Genomic DNA, 20,364 nt, shown 5'->3' with positions numbered 1-20,364 from the left:
ACGCGATCACGGCTCTGCGCAATGGTGCTCCCTCAAAAGTAGGTCAAGGCGGGGTTGTGCCCCTCCATCTCGACACGCGCGCATCGCAGGCACAACTGGGATGCAATGGCGGGAGCTTATTCCGGCCGCGCCCGGTTCAGTATCGTTCGTCACCAATTAGTGACAACTGCGTGTCGCTCATGTGAGGAATCAACAAGCCTGGTCAGGGGCTAAATGAGGGGAGACGCCTGACGCTTGAGGGAACGAATCAATAACGATGAGGGCGAAACGTGGACGAGCCCGCGGGGGCGACCTTTGGGGCCATGTAAGGACCCCTCGGCGAATGCGAGAGCACCCTCGCAGTCGTTGGGGCCGAACACGTTTTCTACTGGGCCTCCCCGCGGGCTCTGTTGCGACCACGGTAGCGACCCCCGGGGGCCATGCGCAAAGGGTCGGCGAAAGTGACGGACGTGACCGAAGGGGCGTTCAGCGGTCGCGCAGCATGCAGGTGAGCCGCGCGGTGCAGACGCGGCGGCCCTGCTCGTCGGTGATCGCTATGTCGTACGTCGCCAGAGTGCGGCCGCCGTGCAACCGGGTCGCGACCCCCGTGACGTAACCGGCGGTCGCCGAGCGGTGATGCGTGGCGTTCAGCTCGATGCCCACGGCGATGCGGTCGGGCCCCGCGTGCACGGCCGCCCCCACGGAGCCCAGCGTCTCGGCGAGCACCGCCGAGGCCCCGCCGTGCAGCAGCCCGTACGGCTGCGTGTTCCCCTCGACCGGCATCCGACCCACCACCCGCTCGGGCGAGGCCTCCAGGAACTCGATGCCCATCCTGTCGGCGAGCGTGCCTTTGTGCAGGTCGCCGAAGATCGAGACGTCTATGGGGTCGGTCTGCGTCAAAGTGACGCCTCCACTCTTCCGAGCTCGGGTTTTCTGTCGGAGACGCAGACTAGGCTGCGTACGTGCCGAAGAGTGAAGTGACCCCCAGCCGCCCGTGCCTGCTGCTGCTTGACGGGCATTCCCTGGCTTATCGCGCGTTCTACGCGCTCAAGGACGCCAACCTGATGACCACCGACGGTCAGCACACCGAGGCGGTCTACGGGTTCACCTCGATGCTGACCAACATCCTGCGCGACGAGCAGCCCACGCACGTCGCCGTGGCCTTCGACCGCTCCGAGCCGACGTTCCGGCACGAGGAGTACGCGGAGTACAAGGCCAACAGGAGCGAGACCCCGGAAGACTTCCGCGGTCAGATGCAGCTCATCTTCGAGCTGCTCGACACGATGCGCATCCCGCGGCTGTCCAAGGCGGGCTTCGAGGCCGACGACCTCATTGCCACCCTGGCCACCCGCGCCGCCGCCGACGGCATGAGCGTCCTGATCGTCACCGGCGACCGCGACGCGCTGCAACTGGTCAACGAGAACGTCACCGTCCTGATGACGCGGCGCGGCATCAGCGACATGACCAGGTTCACCCCCGAGGCGGTCGAGGAGAAGTACGGCCTGACCCCCGCCCAGTACCCGGACTTCGCCGCCCTGCGCGGCGACCCCAGCGACAACCTGCTGAGCATCCCCAGCGTGGGGGAGAAGACCGCCGCCAAGTGGGTGCGCGAGTTCGGCTCGCTGACCGCGCTGGTCGACCGGGTCGACGAGGTCAAGGGCAAGGTCGGCGACAAGCTGCGCGAGCACGTCGCCCAGGTGCTGATGAACCGCCGGCTCACCGAGCTGCTGCGCGACGTCCCCCTGGAGGTCGAGATCGGCGAGCTCCAGCAGGGCACCTGGGAGCGCGAGGAGATCAACAAGCTGTTCGACACCCTGCAGATCCGCGGCGAGCTGCGCGAGCGGGTGTTCAAGGTGCTCGGCACCGGCGAGCAGGAGCCCGAGCAGGGCTTCGAGGTCGAGACCGTGCTGCTCGGCCCCGACCGGGTGGCCGGCTGGCTGTCGGCGCTGCCCGAGGGCCGCGCGGGGCTGGCCTTCAAGGGCGCCTACGGCAGCGGCACCGGCCGCATCGACGCCATCGCCGTGGCCTCGCCCGACGGCACCGCCGCGCACATCGACCCCGTCAAGCTCACCGAGAGCGACGAGGCGGCCCTACGGGCCTGGCTGGGCGACGACACCAAGCCCAAGGCCGTGCACGACGCCAAGGGGCCCATCCTGGCCCTCTGGGCGCAGGGCATGGAGCTGCGCGGCCTGAGCTGCGACACCGCGCTGGCCGCCTACCTCGCCATGCCGGGTCAGCGCACGTTCGCCCTGGAAGACCTGGCCAGGCGCTACCTGCACCGCGACCTACGGGCCGAGGAGGAGCCGAGCGGGCAGGCCGCGCTGTTCGGCGACGACGAGGACGCCCCCGCCAAGGACCTCGCGCTGCGCGCCCACGCCGTGCGCGAGCTGGCCGAGGCCCTGGAGGCGTTCCTGGCCGGGCGCGGCGGCACCCAGCTCCTGGCCGACGTGGAGCTGCCGCTGCTGTCGGTGCTGGCCGGGATGGAGCGCGCCGGCATCGCCGTCGACAGCGAGTACTTCGCCGCTCTGGAGGCCGAGTTCGGCGCCGCGGTCAAGCACGCCGTCGAGGAGGCCCACCGCGCGGTCGGCGAGCAGTTCAACCTGGGCTCGCCCAAGCAGCTCCAGGAGATCCTGTTCACCAAGCTCAACCTGCCCAAGACCAAGAAGATCAAGACCGGTTACAGCACCGACGCCGACCAGCTCGCCTGGCTCGCCACCCAGACCGAGCACGAGCTGCCCACGATCATGCTGCGCCACCGCGACCAGCAGAAGCTGCGCACCACGGTGGAGGGCCTGATCAAGGAGATCTCCGACGACGGGCGCATCCACACCACGTTCAACCAGATCATCGCCGCCACCGGCCGGCTGTCGTCGGAGAAGCCCAACCTGCAGAACATCCCGATCCGCACCGCCGAGGGCCGCCGCATCCGGCAGGGCTTCACGGTCGGCGAGGGCTACGAGACGCTGCTGACCGCCGACTACAGCCAGATCGAGCTGCGCATCATGGCGCACCTGTCGGGCGACGAGTCGCTGATCGAGGCGTTCGAGTCGGGGCACGACTTCCACCAGGCCACCGCGGCCAGGGTCTTCGACCTGCCGCCCGAGCAGATCGACGGCGAGCTGCGGGCCCGCATCAAAGCGATGAACTACGGCCTGGCCTACGGCCTGTCCGACTTCGGGCTCTCCACTCAGCTCAACATCGCGGTCTCGGAGGCGCGGGCGCTGAAGGAGGAGTACTTCCAGGAGTTCGGCGGCGTGCGCGACTTCCTCAACGCCATCGTCTCCCAGGCCCGCACCGACGGCTACACCGAGACGATCATGGGCCGCCGCCGCTACCTGCCCGACCTCACCAGCGACAACCGCCAGCGCCGCGAGATGGCCGAGCGGATGGCGCTCAACGCCCCCATCCAGGGCTCGGCCGCCGACATCATCAAGGTCGCCATGCTCAACACCCACCAGGCGCTGCGCGAGGAGGGGCTGGGCTCGCGGATGCTGCTGCAGGTCCACGACGAGCTGGTGTTCGAGGTGGCGCCGGGCGAGCTGGAGCAGCTCAGGCAGCTCGTGTGCGACCAGATGAACGCCGCCTACCACCTGCGGGTGCCGCTGGAGGTCTCCGTGGGCGTGGGCCGCACCTGGGAGGACGCGGGCCACTGAGCCGTCCCGGGCGGCTTGTGTCCTGGTTCTCCATTAGCCTGGGAAAACCGGCTTCACCGAGCGGCTCGGGGGTTTCGTGCGGGCACCAGGGGCACTACCGCGACTCATCGGCGTCACCAACGTCGTGGTGATCACGGTGGCCGTCGTCGGTCTGAGCCTCTTACCGGGCGAGCCGCCGCCGCAGGCCGGGCCCAAGGGCGTCGCCAAGGTCCAGGGGAGCACCGCGCAGCCCGGCTCCCCGGGGCCGTCCGGCGCCGCGGAGCCGGCCACCAGCCCGGTGGGGCAGCCGCCCGGGGTCGTGGCCACGCCCGACTTCGCCAGGCAGGTGCGGGCCAACGAGGCGGGGCTGGTGCCGGTCCTGATGTACCACCGCATCCTGGCCGAACGGCACGCCTCGCTCGACCGCACGCCCGACCAGCTCAGGAAGGAGCTGGAGAAGCTCGCCGAGCGGGGCTACGTGCCGATCACCGCCAGGGAGTTCGCCACCGGCGACATCCGGGTCCCGGCCGGGAAGTATCCCGTCGTCCTCACCTTCGACGACGGGCACCCCAGCCACTTCGGGCTCGACGCGAACGGCGCCCCGCTGCCCGGCACCGCCGTGGCCGTGATCCAGGAGGTGGCGAGCCGGCACCCCGGCTTCCGGCCCACGGCCACGTTCTGGATCAACAGGGAGCCGTTCGGGCTGCGCGACAGGGCTGCGCAGGAGGCCGCCGTGCGGTGGCTGGTCGATCACGGGTACGAGGTCGCCAACCACACCTGGGCCCATCCGAACCTGCGGACGCTCAAGCGCAAGAAGGTCAGCGAGCAGATCGTCAGGATCGAACGCCTGATCAAGAAGCTCGGCGCGCCGCCGTCACAGACCATGGCTTTGCCGTACGGATCGATGCCCAGGAACAAGGGCGCCGCGCGGAGCGGATCTTGGGACGGAACGCGGTATGATTTCGCGGGCGTGTTCCTCGCTGGGGCCGAGCCTTCGCTTTCGCCCTACGCGAAAAAGTTCGACCGCGGGGCGATCCAGCGCATCCAGAGCAACGGCAAGAAGGGCGAGTGCCGCAAGTGGTGCTCGCAGTACTGGCTGGAGTGGCTGGACAAACACCCTGGCGAGCGCTACGTCAGCGATGGCGACCCGGAGCGGATCTCCATACCGGAGAAGCTCCGAGGTAATATCGTGACCAAGCGAGGGCTCCAGGTCATCGCCTACTGATGTCTCCCCGGATTGACCCAGTGGCGAAGGTCTCATATGCTGATCGCTGCGCTGTGGGCTCGCGCGCGCCTCAGACGGAGCGGGCTCGCGCTCGGTCACGTCGATGTCGTAATTCCTCGGCTTGATGCGGAAGAGGGCCTGCCGCGCATCCGCCACATCGACATCCTGTCCGCGTTCGGAGCAATTCCACACATGACGTCCAGCACTGAGGCCACCTCGAGCACCCCGCAGGTAGCGGTCAACGACATCGGGTCCGAGGAAGCCTTCCTCGCGGCGATCGACGAGACCATCAAGTACTTCAACGACGGCGACATCGTCGAGGGCACCGTCGTCAAGGTCGATCGAGACGAGGTTCTTCTCGATATCGGCTACAAGACCGAGGGTGTCATCCCCTCGCGTGAGCTTTCGATCAAGCACGATGTCGATCCCGCTGACGTCGTGGAGGTCGGGGAGCACGTCGAAGCCCTGGTTCTCCAGAAGGAGGACAAGGAAGGGCGCCTGATCCTGTCCAAGAAGCGGGCTCAGTACGAGCGCGCCTGGGGCACGATCGAGAAGATCAAGGACGAGGACGGCATCGTCACCGGCACCGTCATCGAGGTCGTCAAGGGTGGTCTCATCCTCGACATCGGCCTTCGTGGCTTCCTCCCGGCGTCCCTGGTCGAGATGCGCCGTGTCCGCGATCTGCAGCCGTACGTCGGCCGTGAGCTCGAGGCGAAGATCATCGAGCTCGACAAGAACCGCAACAACGTGGTTCTGTCGCGCCGCGCCTGGCTCGAGCAGACGCAGTCCGAGGTTCGCCAGACGTTCCTCAACACCCTCCAGAAGGGTCAGGTCCGCAAGGGCGTCGTCTCCTCGATCGTCAACTTCGGTGCGTTCGTGGACCTCGGCGGCGTCGACGGTCTGGTCCACGTGTCCGAGCTGTCCTGGAAGCACATCGACCACCCGTCCGAGGTGGTCGAGGTCGGCCAGGAGGTCACGGTCGAGGTCCTCGACGTCGACATGGAGCGCGAGCGCGTCTCCCTGTCGCTCAAGGCCACTCAGGAAGACCCGTGGCAGCAGTTCGCCCGCACCCACCAGATCGGCCAGGTCGTGCCGGGCCGCGTCACCAAGCTGGTGCCGTTCGGCGCGTTCGTCCGGGTCGAGGAGGGCATCGAGGGCCTGGTCCACATCTCCGAGCTGGCCGAGCGCCACGTGGAGATCCCGGAGCAGGTCGTCCAGGTCGGCGACGAGATCTTCGTGAAGATCATCGACATCGACCTCGACCGTCGCCGCATCAGCCTGTCGCTGAAGCAGGCCAACGAGGGTGTCGGCACCGAGGTCGAGTTCGACCCGACCCTCTACGGCATGGCGGCCACGTACGACGACCAGGGCAACTACATCTACCCCGAGGGCTTCGACTCCGAGACGGGTGAGTGGCTCGAGGGCTTCGACAAGCAGCGTGAGGAGTGGGAGCGGCAGTACGCCGAGGCTCAGACCCGCTTCGAGGCGCACAGGAAGCAGATCGAGGAGGCCCGCAAGGCCGAGGCGGAGGCCGGCGAGGCCGCTCCCTCGTCCTACCAGGGCGAGACGCCGGCCCAGTCCGGCAGCTCCTCCTCGTCGGCTCCGGCCAGCGGCGCGCTCGCCTCTGACGAGGCGCTCGCGGCTCTGCGCGAGAAGCTCGCGGGCGGCCAGAGCTGAAGTCCTCCTCGCTTCGCTGAGGACTTCGGCCGCCTGAGGCACAGATAGTCCGGAAGGCCCCGCACGGTTCGCCGTGCGGGGCCTTCCGCGTTCCCGCCTGCTCAATCTCGCCGTACGAGGGCCTCCCGCCTTCAAGACCCGGTCAATGCGGAACGATCCTTGCCGCATTGCGGTCTACCTTCGAGCTCATGGACGACATCAAGCCCTTCCGCATCGACATTCCGCAGGCCGACCTCGACGACCTCCGAGCCCGGCTGCGGCGCACCAGGTGGGCGGCGCAACTGCCCGGCGGCTGGACCAGGGGCGTGCCGGTCCGGTACGTGCGCGAACTCGCCGAACACTGGGCCGGCGACTTCGACTGGCGCGCCCAGGAGGCCAGGCTCAACGCCTTCCCCCAGTTCACCACCGTCATCGACGGCCAGCAGATCCACTTCCTGCACGTGCGCTCGCCCGAGCCGGACGCGCTGCCGCTGATCATGACGCACAGCTGGCCCAGCTCCGTGGCCGAGTACCTGGAGATGATCGGCCCCCTCACCGACCCGCGCAGCCACGGGCTCGACCCCCGCCTCGCCTTCCACGTCGTGGCGCCCTCGCTGCCCGGCTTCGCGTTCTCACCGTTCCCCGAGCCCGCAGACGAGCGGCCGTGGAGCGTCGAACGGGTGGCGCGCACCTGGGCCGAGCTGATGCGCAGGCTCGGGTACGAGCGCTACGGCGCGCACGGCAACGACGCAGGAGCGCTCGTCACCCCGCAACTGGCCGCCCTGGACAGCCCGCACGTGGTGGGCTCGCTGATCACCGCCGGGCTCGGCATCCCCACGGGGCAGCCCGGCGAGCTGGACGGGCTCGGGGAGAAGGAGCTCGCCGAGCTGGAGGAGATGTCCGACTGGATGACCGGCGGCAGCGGATACGGCCCCTACCTGGCGGCCAGGCCCCAGACGCTCGCCCACGGCTTCGCCGACTCGCCGGTGGCGCAGCTCGCGTACCTGGTGGAGAGGTTCAAGGAGTTCGACGGGTGGGGGTCGGAGGAGGAGCCCATCGGGCGGGACCTGGTGCTCACCAACGCCAGCCTGTACTGGTTCACGGCGACCGGCGGCTCCTCCTCCTGGACGTACTACGAAGGCGCGGCCGGGCTGCCGATCTCCCAGCGCGCCGTGCCCACCGGGGTGACGCACGGCGGGCCCGAGGTGATGCGGCGGGTCGCCGAGCGGGGGAACGATCTCGTGTACTGGGGGCAGGCGCAGAGCCCCAGTCACATGGTGGGGATGGCGGCGCCCGACACGCTGGTGACCGGCATACGCGAATTTTTCGGGATGCTTCGCCGAGGGGGCAAAGATTTTACCCAAGGGGCTTTGCCAAGGCTCTGACCTGCTGGGTTGGGCGCTGGGAGACTGAGCGGCGGCTGGTGGTCGCGACTCTTTTTCAGGGGTGACGCAGTGGGCATGGTTCAACGGGTGATCCAGGCGGCGGCCGTGCTGGCGGCGGCGCTCGCCGCCTCCGTCCCCTCCACCCCGGCGGCGCTCGCCGTCTTCGTCCCGTCCACCCCGGCGGGGCTCGCCGCACCGAGAACGGCCGTTCCGGCGGGACCCGCCGCTCGGCCCCCCGCGTTTTGGGCGGGGCTCACCACTTCGGTCTCGGCGGTTTCGGCGAGGCACACCGCTCCGGTCCCGGCGGCGGCAGCTCCGGTGTGGCAGGGGTGCGGGCATGGGCTGGAGTGCGCGAAGTTGTCCGTGCCCGTCGACTGGGCCAGGCCGCGCGGACGGCGTACCGAGATCGACCTGGCCAGAATGCCCGCGCGGGACTCGCACGGCAGCCTCGGCCCCCTCGTCGTCAGCACCGGCTCAGGCCCCGTGATCCAGGGCGTGCGCGCGCGGCCCGACGCCGTGAGCGAGCTGGCGCGCTGGTTCGACGTGGTGTTCGTCGAGACGCGCGGCATCGGCGATCACGGGAGCGCCGCCACCGTACGCTGCTCGGTGCCCCAGCCCGACCCCCGCCGCCTCCAGCTCACCCCTGGAGCGGCCACCTGGCGCGCCTACGCCCGCGACAACGCCGCCTACGACCGGAGCTGCCGGATCGCCGCCGGACCCGCCTACGCGGGCCTGACGTCCTGGCAGGTGGCCCACGACCTCGACGCCGTCCGCGCCGCCCTCGGGCAGTCGCGGCTGCGGTACTTCGGCAACGCCTACGGGGCCGTGTACGGGCAGGCCTACCTGGAGCTGTTCCCGCGACGGGTGGAGCGGATGTACCTGGAAGGGGTGCCCGACCACGGCCAGACCAGCGTCGGGCGGCGGCTCATCGCGCACGCCAGGGCGGCCGAGCGGCAGCTCGCCGCCTTCCGGGCCTGGTGCGCGGGGCGGATGGGCTGCCCGCTCGGCGGTGACGACGCCGTGAAGGTGCTCGACGGGCTGCTCGAACGGGCGCCCCTGGCCGCCGGTCCCGGCCGCCGGGTGGACGGGCGGGAGGTCGTGGTGGCCGTGCTCGCCGGGCTCGTCCCGCAGCGCTGGCCCGAGCTGGCCAGGGCCCTCGCGGCGGCCGAGGCGGGTGATGCGAGCGGGCTGGCGGCCATGGCGGCTCCGGGGCAGCCTGTGGCGCCGGCGATGGTGACACGGGCGTTGCACTGTCATGACTTCATGCCTGTCGTGCCTGGGTATCGGCGGTTTCTGGCGATGGAGTCGAGGTTGCGGACGATCGCGCCCCGCGTGGGGTGGTTGACCGGACGGTACGAGGTCGGGCGCTGTTTGGGCATCGGCGGGCGTCCGAGCTGGCCGCCCCGGACGGGGGAGCTCGGCGGAGACGACCTTCGCGCGGCGGGGCGTGGCGGCGAGGGGTCTTCCGCTGCGTCGCGGCGCGGCGACGGACCTTCCACCGCGGCTCGACGCTGCGAAGGCGCTTCTGCGGTGGCGCACGGTGGCGAGGGTCCTTCCCAGGCGGCGCGCGGCGGGGCTGCGGTGGCGCGCGGCGGTGAGGCTTCGTCCGAGGCGGCGGGCGGAGGCTCGTCCACGGCAACGCGCGGTGGCGAGGCTTCGCCTGAGGCGGTGCGCGGTGGTGCAGCTTCGTCTGAGGTGGCGCGCGGTGGTGCAGCTTCGTCTGAGGTGGCGCGCGGTGGTGCAGCTTCGTCTGAGGTGGCGCGCGGTGGAGCGGCTTCGTCTGAGGTGGCACGCGGTGGAGCCGACGCCGGTTGTCGTTCCGCGTCGCGGGTCGGGAAGGGGCCTGCGGTGCTGGTGGGGATCGGGCGGCTGGACACGGAAAGCCCCGCCACCGGGGCCGCGCGCGTGGCCGCCCGGATCCCCGGCGCCGCGGTGCTGTGGCACGGCGACGGTCACGGCGCGTACCTGCAGCAGGGCGCCGCGAAGCTCAGGGCGACCTGCCTGCGCTCCCGCGTGCACGACTTCCTCGTCAACGGCACCCCGCCCCGGGCGCGCACCCGCTGCCCAGGGGAGCTGACGGTCTCGCTGAGATAGGCTGCCGAGGGTGGTGATCGAACGAGCGGAGCCCGCCGACGCGGGCGAGATCCTCACCCTGCAACGCGCGGCTTACCTCACCGAGGCCCAGCTCTACGGCGACCCGTACATCCCGCCTCTCGTCGAGTCGCTGGAGCAGGTCCGCAAGGTCATCGAAAGCGCGCTGGTGCTCAAGGCGCTCGACGGCACGCGGATCGTCGGCGCCGTGCGCGGCCGGCTGTCCGGCACCGCCTGCCTGGTGGGCCGCCTGGTCGTCGCGCCCGACCGGCAGGGGCAGGGCCTGGGCACGGCGCTGCTGCGCGCCCTGCACGAGGCGGTGCCGCAGGCGGAGGCGTTCGACCTGTTCACGGGCCACCTGTCGGAGGGGAACCTGCGGCTCTACCGCCGGCTGGGCTACCGGGAGACGAGCCGGGAGCGGATGGACGATCACCTGACAGTTGTGTACCTGCGCAGGACGCCAGATCGATCCCCTCCTCCGCGATGATCATGGCGCGGCCCAGGTCGTCGTCCACCCAGTTCCAGCCCCACCGCCACTCGGACCCGGCCGGATGCTCGGCGTTCAGCCGGTCGAGCACGGCCTGCAGCTCGGCGGCGGGCACCACGAGCTGATGGCGGCCCCGCCACGGCACGTGCTCGGGCGCGTCCAGCGGCGGCACCCGCACGCCGTGGCGGCGCAGCCCCGCCAGCACGTCCTCCGGCCGCAGCCCGAACGGTTGCAGCGGTGTCGCGCCCCGCTCCGCCTCGGCGTCGTGGGCCAGCGCGATCAGCCAGTGCTCCGGCGACGGCGCCCGCTCGCCCTCGGCCAGGGCCAGGCCGGTCGCGATGCCGTCCAGCTTGTGGAAGGCCGGGCCGGCGAAGCCGCCGCCCCGGTGGTGCCCCGGCCGCCCATGGCGGGGCAGGAGCTCCAGGGCGCGCTCATGGTCGAGCCCCGCCTCGTTCAGCACCCGCGCGGCGAGGCAGTCGCCGCTCAGCAGGGCGAGCACCACGTGCCACGGCCCCACCCAGTCGTCGCCGGCGGCCGCCGCCTGCTCGTGGGCGGCCCGTACGATCCAGCTCACCATGCCTCCGATGATGCACCTTGGATAGGCTGCTGGGGTGCTGAAGATCGGACTGACCGGCGGCATCGGCTCCGGCAAGAGCGAGGTGGCCAGGCGGCTCTCGGCCAAGGGCGCCATGGTGATCGACGCCGACAGGATCGCGCGTGAGGTGGTGGAGCCCGGCACCCCCGGCCTGGCCAGGGTGGTGGCCACGTTCGGGGAGGAGGTGCTGCGGGCGGACGGCTCGCTCAACAGGGAGAAGCTGGGCTCGTTCGTGTTCGCCGACTCCGAGAAGCTGGCGGCGCTGAACGCGATCGTGCACCCCCTGGTGGGGGAGCGGGTCGCGGAGCTGCAGCGGGCCGCCGCCGACGACACGATCCTGGTGTACGACGTGCCGCTGCTGGTGGAGAACAACCTGGCTCCCATGTACGACGTCGTCATCGTCGTGGACGCACCGGACGACCTGCGCATCAGGCGGCTGTCGGAGCACCGCGGCATGCCCGAGGCCGACGCCAAGGCGCGCATCGCGGCGCAGGCGACCCGGGAGGAGCGGCTGGCGGCGGCCGACATCGTGATCCCGAACGACGGCCCGCTGGAGGAGCTGGACGGGCGGGTGGACGAGGTCTGGCGAGAACTCCTCGCCCGCGCCGCCCGCGGCTGACCCCGAACTCGCCCGCGCCGCCTGCGGCTGACCCCGAACTCGCCCGCGCCGCCTGCGGCTGACCCCAGGCTCGGTCGCGCCGCCCGCGGCTGACCCCAGGCTCGGCCATGTCGCCCGAGGCCGACCCCAGGCTCGGTGGCGCCGCCCGTGGGCTGACCTCGGGACCCGGTCACGTCCCGTCCGAGACGAGCGGTTGACGGCCTGACCAGTATCCGTGACGATCGGAAAGATCGCCCGACAGGATCACCCCGGAAGGACCGCCGATGCCGCGCCCCTGGCGTGCCACCCTGGCCGCACTGATCGTCGCCCTGACCACCCTGGCCCCCGCCGGAGAGGCGAGCGCGGCGACGCAGTCGTTCCGCAACCCGGTGAACCCGTCCGCCGACCCCAGCCTCATCCACCACGACGGCGCCTACTACGTGGCCACCACGCGCGGCGACCGCATCGGCGTCTGGCGCTCGCCCAGCCTCGCCACCCTCCTGGCGGCCCCCGAGCAGGTGGTCTGGCGCGACAGCGACAGCAGCCGCAACCAGCAGATGTGGGCGCCCGCCTTCCGCCACGTCGGCTCCCGCTGGTACCTGTACTACACGGCCTCCGACGGCGTGGACGCCAACCACCGCATGTACGTCCTGGAGTCGGCGGGCGACGACCCGATGGGCCCGTACACGTTCAAGGCCAAGATCGCCGACTTCGGCGAGTACGCCATCGACGGCGAGCCGATCACCCACAACGGCCAGTCCTATTTCGTCTGGAGCGGCCCGGGGCGCGGCCTCGGCGGCCCCGCCCAGCTCTACATCGCCAGGATGAGCAACCCGTGGACGGTCACCGGCGGCCGGGTCGCGATCCCGGCCTCCGGCGGCTGCACCGAGGTGCGGGAGGGCCCGACGCCGCTCTACCGCAACGGCAGGACGTTCCTGACGTACTCCTCCTGCGACACCGGCAAGCCCGACTACCAGCTCTGGATGAAGAGCATCGCGAACGGCGCCGACCCGATGGTGGCCGCGAACTGGACGCAGCACGCGGGCCCGGTGTTCTCGCGCAACGACGCGACCGGAGTGTGGGGCCCGGGGCACCACTCGTTCTTCCGCTCGCCTGACGGCACCGAGGACTGGATCGCCTACCACGGCAAGAACACCAGCGCCTACACCTACGACTTCCGCACCACGCGGGTGCAGAGGTTCACCTGGAACGCCGACGGCACCCCGAACTTCGGCCGCCCTCTCGCCGCGGGCGCCACCCAGCAACTCCCGTCGGGCGATCCGGGCGCGGCCACGTCCGTGATCAACGACTTCGACGCGCAGGTCGCGTACGCGGGCGCCTGGCAGTCCGGCTCGGGCTGCGGCAACCAGTGCTTCTGGAGCAACGACCACTGGAGCGGCCAGGCAGGCGCGACCGCGACCGTCACCTTCAACGGCAGCCGGGTGGCCCTGCTCAGCGTGCGCGACCGGGGCAACGGCATCGCCGCCGTCTCGATCGACGGCGGGGCCGAGCAGCGGGTCGACTACTACAGCGGCATCCGGGTGGGGGAGCAGCTCAACTACCTGAGCCCGGTGCTGCCGCGCGGGCAGCACACGTTGCGGGTGCGGGTGACGGGCGAGCGCAACCCGGCGTCGGGCAGCACGGTGATCAGCATGGACCGGATCGAGGTGTTCTAGCCGGCAGCGTAGAGCCTGGCGATGCGCGCGCCGAGGTCGGCGCCGTAGTTCTGGTGGTAGACCTGGGCGGAGCAGTAGACGGCGCCGCCCGTGCGGGCCAGGGCGGGCGTCCAGACGGCGGCGTTCTCGACGCCGGGGTCGCTCATCGCCAGTCCGGTGAGTGCGATGTCGTCCACGCTGACGTCGATGAAGTAGTCGCTCACGCCCTTGCGCTCGTACAGGCGCCACTGCAGCGTCGCGCCGGTCGCCCCGCTCAGCTTGGCCGTGAGGTCGACCGTCGCCCGCACCCAGGTGTTCGCCGCGTCGGCGGTGACGTCCCGCTCCCAGACCACCTTGCCGTTGAGCAGGAGCTGCTTGACGTGGTATCCGGCCGGATGCGACGGCCCGCGGGCGTCGCGGTGCCAGAAGCTCACCACTCGCCTGGCCGCCCCGGAGGTCAGCACGGTGTTGCGCGCCGCGCCGCACGACATGCCCGCCTTGGTGGCGGTCTGCTGCTGGACGACGAAGCTGAGCCGCCCGTCACCGGTGCGGGCCAGGTTGTCGGCCGCGGGGCGCGTCCACGCCTGGTCGCGGGGGACGAACGGGAGCTTGTACTGCAGGACCCCGGCCAGCTCACCGCTGCGGACGTGCTCGACCGCCTTCTTGGTGACCGCCTCGACGTAGGACACCGTCGGCTTCTGGGCGGCGTGGCTCAGCGGGTACGCGTACGGCATGAGGTAGATCCCGGTGCCGGGCAGCCGCTCGGCGAGCTGCCGCACCTGGTACGACAGGCTCCACGGCCACGAGGTGTCCCGGTAGGGCTCGTCGCGGAAAGGGAAGATCACGCCGTCCATCAGCGGGATCTGCTCGGCGACGAACGCGTCGGTGACCTGGGCGTAGTAGACGGTCGGGACGAACTTGAGCGCGGGGGCGATCGCCTTGGCCGCCGACCGCATCTGGCCGACGTAGGCGGGGGTGAACGTCTTGAGGTCGTAGGCGTAGTCGTCCACGGTCCAGCCGGCCAGGTTCGGGTGGGCCTTGGCGAGGGTGGCGATCTCGCGGGACCAGGCGACGTAGTCGTGCCTGTACGGCCGGGACACGCAGCAGCCCTGCTGGCTGGGCGAGTACACCAGCACCCAGACGTCGATCCCGGCGGTGGACGCGGCGGGCAGGAACTCGTCCCGCAGGTCGGTCCAGTGCACGTCGTCGCCGGCCATCGGATAGACGTAGGTGTTCGCGTTGAGCGCCTTCAGCCCCGCGATGATCGCCTTGGTGTCCACGTGCCTGATCCCGTCGGCGCGCGGCTGCTCCTCACGCATGAGGTTGCCCGCGGTGCCCAGGGCGCCTGGAGCTTCGGCGCGGGACACGCCGGGGATCATCGACAGGGACATGGCCAAGGCGGTCACGAGCGCGAGGCGGATCACGGGAGTTCCTTCAGAGCATGATCGGATACAGGCCCGTCAGCGTATTGAGCCCCGGTATATCGCCGGTATGCCGCTCAGAACGGCGAGTCGAGCGGCACCTGCCGCACCCCCGGAAGGTACGGATCCAGCTCCCCCAGCTCGAACCGCGACATCCCCACCACGTGCCAGAACTGCCCGCCGGGATCCCCCTGCACCTTGTACCGCCCGTCGGGCGCCAGCGCCGCCCACCCCTCGGGCAGCCCGAGCAGGGTGGCCCGGCGCTCGCCGCCCGCCCAGAGGATCACCGTGCCGTCGTCGCCCGCGCTGGCCAGGAGGTCCTCGGCGGGGCTGAAGGCGACCGACCAGACCCTGCGGGCGTGCCCGGCCAGGGTGTGCAGCAGCCGCCCGCTCGCGGTGTCCCAGACGCGGACGAGCGTGTCGTCGCCGCCGGTGGCCAGGCGTTCGCCTGAGGCGTCGAAGGCGAGGCTCCACAGCCGTCCCTGGTGCAGGTCGAGCGTGTGCACCAGGCGGCCGGCGCGCCGCTCCCACACCAGGGCGAGGCCGTCGTTGCCCGCGCTGGCCAGGTAGCGGCCGTCGGGGGAGAAGGCGACGGAGTAGACGCGGTCGTGGTGCCCCTCCAGCCTGGCGGTCCGCAGGCCGGTGCTGACGTCCCACACGCGCACGCCGTGGTCGTCGCAGCCGGTGGCCACGTACGCGCCGTCGGGGCTGAAGGCGATGGAGCGCACCCGGCCGCGGTGGCCGATCAGCTCGCCGGCCAGCCGGCCCGTCGGGCGGTACCAGATGCGCACGCTGTCGTCGTCGTTGGCGGTGGCCAGCAGGGTGCCGTCGGGGCTGAACGCCTCGGCCCACACGTGGTCGGTCTCGGCGTTCAGCTCGCGCTCGTAGTCGCCGGTGGCGGCGTTCCAGAAGTGCACGCCGCCGTCGTTGCTGGCGGTGGCCAGCAGCGGCCCGGCGGGGGAGAAGGAGGCGGAGACGAGCCGGTCGGCGGTGCCGGTGAACTCGCGCAGCCGCCGCCCGGTGCGCGCCTCCCACACCCGTACGACGCCGTCGTTGCCGCTGGTCGCCAGCATGGTGCCGTCGGCGCTGAAGCGGACGGAGGAGATGCGCCGGCCGTGGCCGCGCAGCACCCGCTGGCACTGGCCGCTGTCGGGGTCCCACAGCCGCACGGTGCCGTCGTTGCTGCTGGTGGCGAGCTGCTGCCCGTCGGGGCTGAACGCGAACGGCCACACCGAGCTGCGGTGCCCCGTCAGCTCGACCCGCTGGCCGGAGCCGAGGCGCTGCAGCCGGACCATGCCGTTGGCGTCGCCGGTGGCCAGCAGAGAGCTGTCGGGGCCGAACGCCACCTGGTAGACGGCGGCGGCGTGCGTGGTGTGCACGCCGCGCGCCTCGCCCGAGGTCTCCCACACGCGGACGCTGCCCGCCGTGTCGCCGGTGGCCAGCAGCGAGCCGTCGGGCGCGAACGCCACGCAGTAGACGCTGCCCAGGTGCCCCGTCAGCTCGTGGGCGAGCCGCCAGGTGCGGGTGTCCCACAGCCGGACCGTGCCCGCCTCGTCGCCGGTGGCCAGCAGCCGCCCGTCGGGGCTGTGCACGGCGCGGTAGACGCTGCCGCGGTGTTCGCCGAGCGTCTCCTTGACCTGCCCCGAGCCGAGGTCCCAGACGCGCACCACGCCCGCGGAGTCGCCGGTCACCAGGGCCGAGGCGCCGAAGGAGGCGGTGTAGACGGGCTCCCGGTGCCCGGCCAGCTCGTGCACGAGCCGCCCGGTGGCCGTCTCCCAGACGCGCACCACGCCGTCGGCGCCGCCCGCCGCCAGCAGCGCGCCTGAGGGGTCGAGCCGCACCGGCCAGACGCCGCCGGGGTGGCACTCCAGCCTGCGCAGCAGCTCGCCGCTCAGGGCGTCCCACAGCAGCACGAAGCCGTCGCTCGCGCCTGTGGCCAGCAGGCCGCCGGCGAACGTGACCGCGTACACGCGGCCGCGGTGGCCCTGCAGCGTGCGCACCGGCGCGCCGCCGACGCACAGCAGCACGCCGCCGTCCTCGTTGCCGACCGCGATCGTGGCCCCGTCGGGGCTGTAGGCGATCGGCTCGGGCAGGCGGCTGGTCTGGAAGTGGTAGCCGTACGGGACGCCGATGCCCGCCGGCGCGAACTGCACCTCGACCGGCTGCCCCGGCACCACGGCGGCGCCGGGCAGGTGCGGCAGCGTGCCGGTCACGTCGATGAGGGAGGCGCGGTGCCAGCGGGCGCCCTCCAGGGCGGCGTCGCTCAGGTCCACCTGCGCCAGCCGCGCCCCTGACAGGTCGGCGTCGCGCAGGTCGGCGCCGGTGAGCTGGGCGCCGTCGAGCCGCGCGCCGGCGAGCCGGGCGCCGCGCAGGACGGCCCTGGACAGGTTCGTGCCGGCCAGCGTGGCCTCCGACAGGTCGGCGCCGGTGAGGTCCACCTCGCGCAGGTCCCTGGCCGACAAGTCCTCGCCCTTCAGGTTGGCGCCGCGCAGGTCGGCGTGGGCGGGCGTGCGCAGCCTGGCGGAGATCTTGACCGCGTTCGCCCTGGGGACGTCGTCGGGCGGCGGGTCGTTCACCCAGGCCCGCAGCGCCCGTACGTCGGCCAGGTCGCACAGGAACTCCACGGTCAGCGCCGACAGCGGCCTGCGCGACAGCAGGACAGGGTGGTCCAGCGTCATCGCGATGCGCCGGGCGACCAGCCACTCCATCACCGAGGCGTGGATGAACCCGAACATCCCCTCATCGGTGCGCACCAGCAGGCTGCCCGAGCCCATCCGGAAGGCGGCGTGCGCGGCCGTGAGCTGCCCGTCGGCCAGGTCGGTCAGCGTCTCGCCGATCTCGGTCAGCTCGTCGAGCGCCAGCAGCGCCTCGCCGGACTCCCACAGCCGCACCGCCAGCGCCGTCACCACCCGCCACAGGTCGTCGACGGTCAGCCCGGAGGGGGAGCCGGGGATCCTGGCCCGCCGCTCCTCGAAGACCAGCCAGGAGGTGAGGATCTCCTCGTACAGCAGGGCAGGGCTGACCGCGCGCCTGGCGTCGGCGACCGTGCGCAGGCGGTCGGCGTCGAGGTCGGCGATGAAGCTGAGCATGCGCGGGTTCTGGGCCAGCGCCAGCAGGTCCTCGATCTCCCCCATCAGCGACATGCGGGCGCCGGCCTCCTCGCCGGCGCCGAACCGGTTGGCCAGGTAGGCGCGGATCTGGTCGGGCGTGAAGTCCTCGACGCTGAGCACCCGCCGCTGCGGCAGCACCCCGACCATCTCGCCCAGCGAGGTGAGCACCTGGCTGGTCGACTTGAAGTGCTGGGTGCGGCTGGCCACCACGATCTTCGCCTTGTCCTCGGCCGCCGCCAGCAGCGTGGCCAGGTGGTCGGCCGCCCGGTCGTAGGTCAGCCGGGTGACCAGCTCGTCGAACCCGTCGAACAGCAGCACGATCCGCCCCTGGCGCAGCAGGTAGCGGAACGCCTTGAGGTCGATGACCTCCTCGCCGTGGCCCGCCAGGTGCGCGGCGACCAGCGCGTCCACCGAGTGCGCCTTGTCCAGGGCGCGCAGCTCGATGAGGATCGGCGTCAGGTGCGGCAGCTCGGCGGGGATGCGGCGGGCCAGCTCGCGCAGCGCGAACGTCTTGCCGTGGCCGAAGTCGCCCAGCAGCAGCAGGAACCGGCCGTGGTCGGCGGCCAGCAGCCGCATCAGCTCGTCGGTCAGGCCCTGGCGGGTCCGGCCGCCGGGACGATCCAGCTCGCGGTAGCGCTGCGGGACGTACAGGCCGGGCGGGTAGCGCCGGTCGGAGGTCAGCCTGGCGGTCTGCTCGGCCACGTAGCCGCTCAGGTCGAGCAGCCCCTGGAACTCGGTGAAGCTGCGCAGCCGCACGCCCATGCGCATCAGGTCGTCGCGCAGCGCGCGCGGCGCGGGCGGGCCCTGGTAGACCAGCTCGGCGGCCAGGCCGCCGGCGTGCGCCTGCCGGACGAACCCGGCCGCGGCCTCCTCGTCCAGCGCGCCCACGTGCGCGCCGATCATCGTCTGGCGGACGAAGCCGTCCTCGGCCTGGGTGACCACCAGGTGCGTGCCGAACCTGCGGATCTTGGTGTGCTCGTGCCTGGCCTCGCACACCTCGGTGATCCGGTCGAGCAGCAGCTCCACCGGGCTCGGCTCGCGCTCCTCCGGCTTGGCGGCGGGCGGCTGGACGGGCGGGCTCTCGCCGGTGAACGTGGCTCGCGCGGCCCGCCAGCGGGCGCGTACCGGCTCGGGACGCTCCCCGTCGGGCACCCACGTGCGCAGCCAGCCGGGGCCGATCTCCACGACCTGGTGCCGCCCGGAGCGCGGCGCGGCGACGCGCCCCTCCGCCGCCTGGCCGGAGCCGCCGTGGAAGAGCAGGTTGACGCGGTGGCCCAGCAGCCGCTCGTAGGCGGGCGCGTCCCTCAGCTCCTCCGGCGGATGCCCCATCGCGCCCAGGCGCAGCCACTCGCGCTCCTCGTAGGGCCGCAGCCGCTCGGCGAACCAGGCCGCCTGCGCCTCGCCGAGCATCGCGAACGCGTCGCGCTCCAGGTGGCTCATCGCCATCGTCGAGTTCAGCCCGGCCACCACCACCTTCAGGTCGGGCACCTCGAACAGCGTCCACGGCTGCCCGCCGTCGAACACCCGGTCGTCCAGCCCCTGGTACAGCTCGCCGAACAGGGTCGCGAAGTGCCGCCACTTGGGCCAGTAGGGCGGCTGCGGGCTGACGTCGTCGGCCTCGCAGGTCAGGAAGTACGCGCTGGCGGCGGCCTTGGTGACGTCGCGCGGGCCGGGCAGCAGCACCAGCCGGTGCGGCTCCAGGCCGAGCAGCAGCCGCAGGTCGGTGACGAACCGCGTCGCCTGCGCGTACTGCCCCAGGCTGCCGGACTCGGTCAGGTCGCCGCTGACGACCATCAGGTCGGGTCGGGGCATGCCGCGGTCGTAGAGGGCGGTCAGGTCGGCCCAGATGCGGGCCTGCATGTCCTCGGGCGTGAACGGGTCGCCGGGGTCGGGCAGCGCCCGGCCGAAGCGGGGGCCGCCGATGTGCAGCACGCTGATCGAGTCGCGGGGCCTGCCCGGGCCGGCCACCGGCGGGAACGTGGGCGGCGTGACGGGCGCGCGCCGGGCACTGGCGCGTTCGGCGGGCGGCGGCAGGGTCGGCGCGGGCGGCGGCACCAGGGTGCCGTCGGGGAAGGCGGGCGCGGCCTCCGGCTTGGCCCGGCCCGCCAGCGCCTCCCTGACCCTGCCCAGCAGCAGCGCCCTGGCCTGGCCGGGGTCGGTGACGCCCAGCAGGTCGACCCAGGTGATGGTGGACAGCAGCCCCTCCAGGGGCACGTCCTCCAGCCTGATCGTGACGAGCTTGTTGGACGGGTTGTCGGGGTCGGCGCGCAGCGCGGCCTGCCACTCCATCCGGCCGTAGCGGGAGCCCAGGTAGTTGCGCGAGAGCACGGCCACGACGAGCTGGGCCTCGCTGACGCCGCGGTCCATGAAGTCGATGAAGTTCGTGCCGGGCACGAAGTCCCACGCCTGGATCATGGTGCGGTATCCCGCCGCCTCCAGCTCCCAGGCGATCCAGGTCGCCCAGGCTGTGTCGGCCGGGGAGTAGCTGACGAAGATGTCGGTCGGCCTGCCGTCACGTGCCATTCGCCCA

At 71.9% G+C, this 20,364-nt stretch carries 11 protein-coding genes; 8 read left to right on the top strand and 3 right to left on the bottom strand.

What is annotated here, in order from left to right; genetic code table 11:
• Nucleotides 1-465: 465 nt before the first annotated feature.
• Nucleotides 466-879 (bottom strand): PaaI family thioesterase, encoded by a 414-nt coding sequence (locus ABD331_RS12295; RefSeq protein WP_425565989.1) that lies wholly within the window; start codon nucleotides 877-879, stop codon nucleotides 466-468.
• Between the two features lie 62 nt (nucleotides 880-941).
• Between ABD331_RS12295 and polA the strand changes: the two genes are divergently transcribed.
• The 8 genes from polA to ABD331_RS12250 all read left to right on the top strand — a co-directional run bounded on the left by polA (nucleotide 942) and on the right by ABD331_RS12250 (nucleotide 13,324).
• Nucleotides 942-3,632 (top strand): DNA polymerase I, encoded by a 2,691-nt coding sequence (gene polA, locus ABD331_RS12290; RefSeq protein ID WP_344473810.1) that lies wholly within the window; start codon nucleotides 942-944, stop codon nucleotides 3,630-3,632.
• Nucleotides 3,633-3,708: 76 nt separating this feature from the next.
• The gene (locus ABD331_RS12285) at nucleotides 3,709-4,836 is read left to right on the top strand and encodes a polysaccharide deacetylase family protein (protein WP_344473808.1); all 1,128 of its coding nucleotides are present in this window, start codon (nucleotides 3,709-3,711) and stop codon (nucleotides 4,834-4,836) included.
• Between the two features lie 192 nt (nucleotides 4,837-5,028).
• Nucleotides 5,029-6,513 (top strand): 30S ribosomal protein S1, encoded by a 1,485-nt coding sequence (gene rpsA / locus ABD331_RS12280; protein ID WP_148441558.1) that lies wholly within the window; start codon nucleotides 5,029-5,031, stop codon nucleotides 6,511-6,513.
• Nucleotides 6,514-6,701: 188 nt separating this feature from the next.
• Nucleotides 6,702-7,877, top strand: a complete 1,176-nt coding sequence (locus tag ABD331_RS12275) for an epoxide hydrolase family protein (protein ID WP_344473805.1) — start codon at nucleotides 6,702-6,704, stop codon at nucleotides 7,875-7,877.
• Between the two features lie 75 nt (nucleotides 7,878-7,952).
• Nucleotides 7,953-9,971 carry an alpha/beta hydrolase gene (locus tag ABD331_RS12270; protein WP_344473804.1) on the top strand — a complete coding sequence of 673 codons (2,019 nt, stop codon included), beginning with the start codon at nucleotides 7,953-7,955 and terminating at the stop codon, nucleotides 9,969-9,971.
• 13 nt (nucleotides 9,972-9,984) lie between these two features.
• Complete coding sequence (locus ABD331_RS12265) at nucleotides 9,985-10,455, top strand: GNAT family N-acetyltransferase (RefSeq protein ID WP_344474247.1); 471 nt, start codon at nucleotides 9,985-9,987, stop codon at nucleotides 10,453-10,455.
• Nucleotides 10,456-11,066: 611 nt separating this feature from the next.
• The gene (gene coaE / locus ABD331_RS12255) at nucleotides 11,067-11,669 is read left to right on the top strand and encodes a dephospho-CoA kinase (RefSeq protein ID WP_344473803.1); all 603 of its coding nucleotides are present in this window, start codon (nucleotides 11,067-11,069) and stop codon (nucleotides 11,667-11,669) included.
• 263 nt (nucleotides 11,670-11,932) lie between these two features.
• Nucleotides 11,933-13,324: a glycoside hydrolase family 43 protein gene (locus tag ABD331_RS12250; protein WP_344473801.1), complete on the top strand. Its 1,392-nt coding sequence runs from the start codon at nucleotides 11,933-11,935 to the stop codon at nucleotides 13,322-13,324.
• Here the strand turns inward: ABD331_RS12250 and ABD331_RS12245 are convergent.
• Both ABD331_RS12245 and ABD331_RS12240 read right to left on the bottom strand, forming a co-directional pair.
• Nucleotides 13,321-14,727 (bottom strand): hypothetical protein, encoded by a 1,407-nt coding sequence (locus ABD331_RS12245; protein ID WP_344473799.1) that lies wholly within the window; start codon nucleotides 14,725-14,727, stop codon nucleotides 13,321-13,323. The two genes, ABD331_RS12250 and ABD331_RS12245, sit on opposite strands and share 4 nt — an antisense overlap.
• Nucleotides 14,728-14,801: 74 nt before the next feature.
• Nucleotides 14,802-20,357: a WD40 domain-containing protein gene (locus ABD331_RS12240; RefSeq protein WP_344473797.1), complete on the bottom strand. Its 5,556-nt coding sequence runs from the start codon at nucleotides 20,355-20,357 to the stop codon at nucleotides 14,802-14,804.
• Nucleotides 20,358-20,364 lie beyond the last annotated feature (7 nt).

The sequence above is a fragment of the Nonomuraea monospora genome (assembly GCF_039531895.1).
GTDB classification, from domain to species: Bacteria; Actinomycetota; Actinomycetes; order Streptosporangiales; family Streptosporangiaceae; genus Nonomuraea; species Nonomuraea monospora.
Note: the sequence above shows the minus strand (reverse complement) of the source record. Positions and strands in the feature narration are given on the sequence as shown.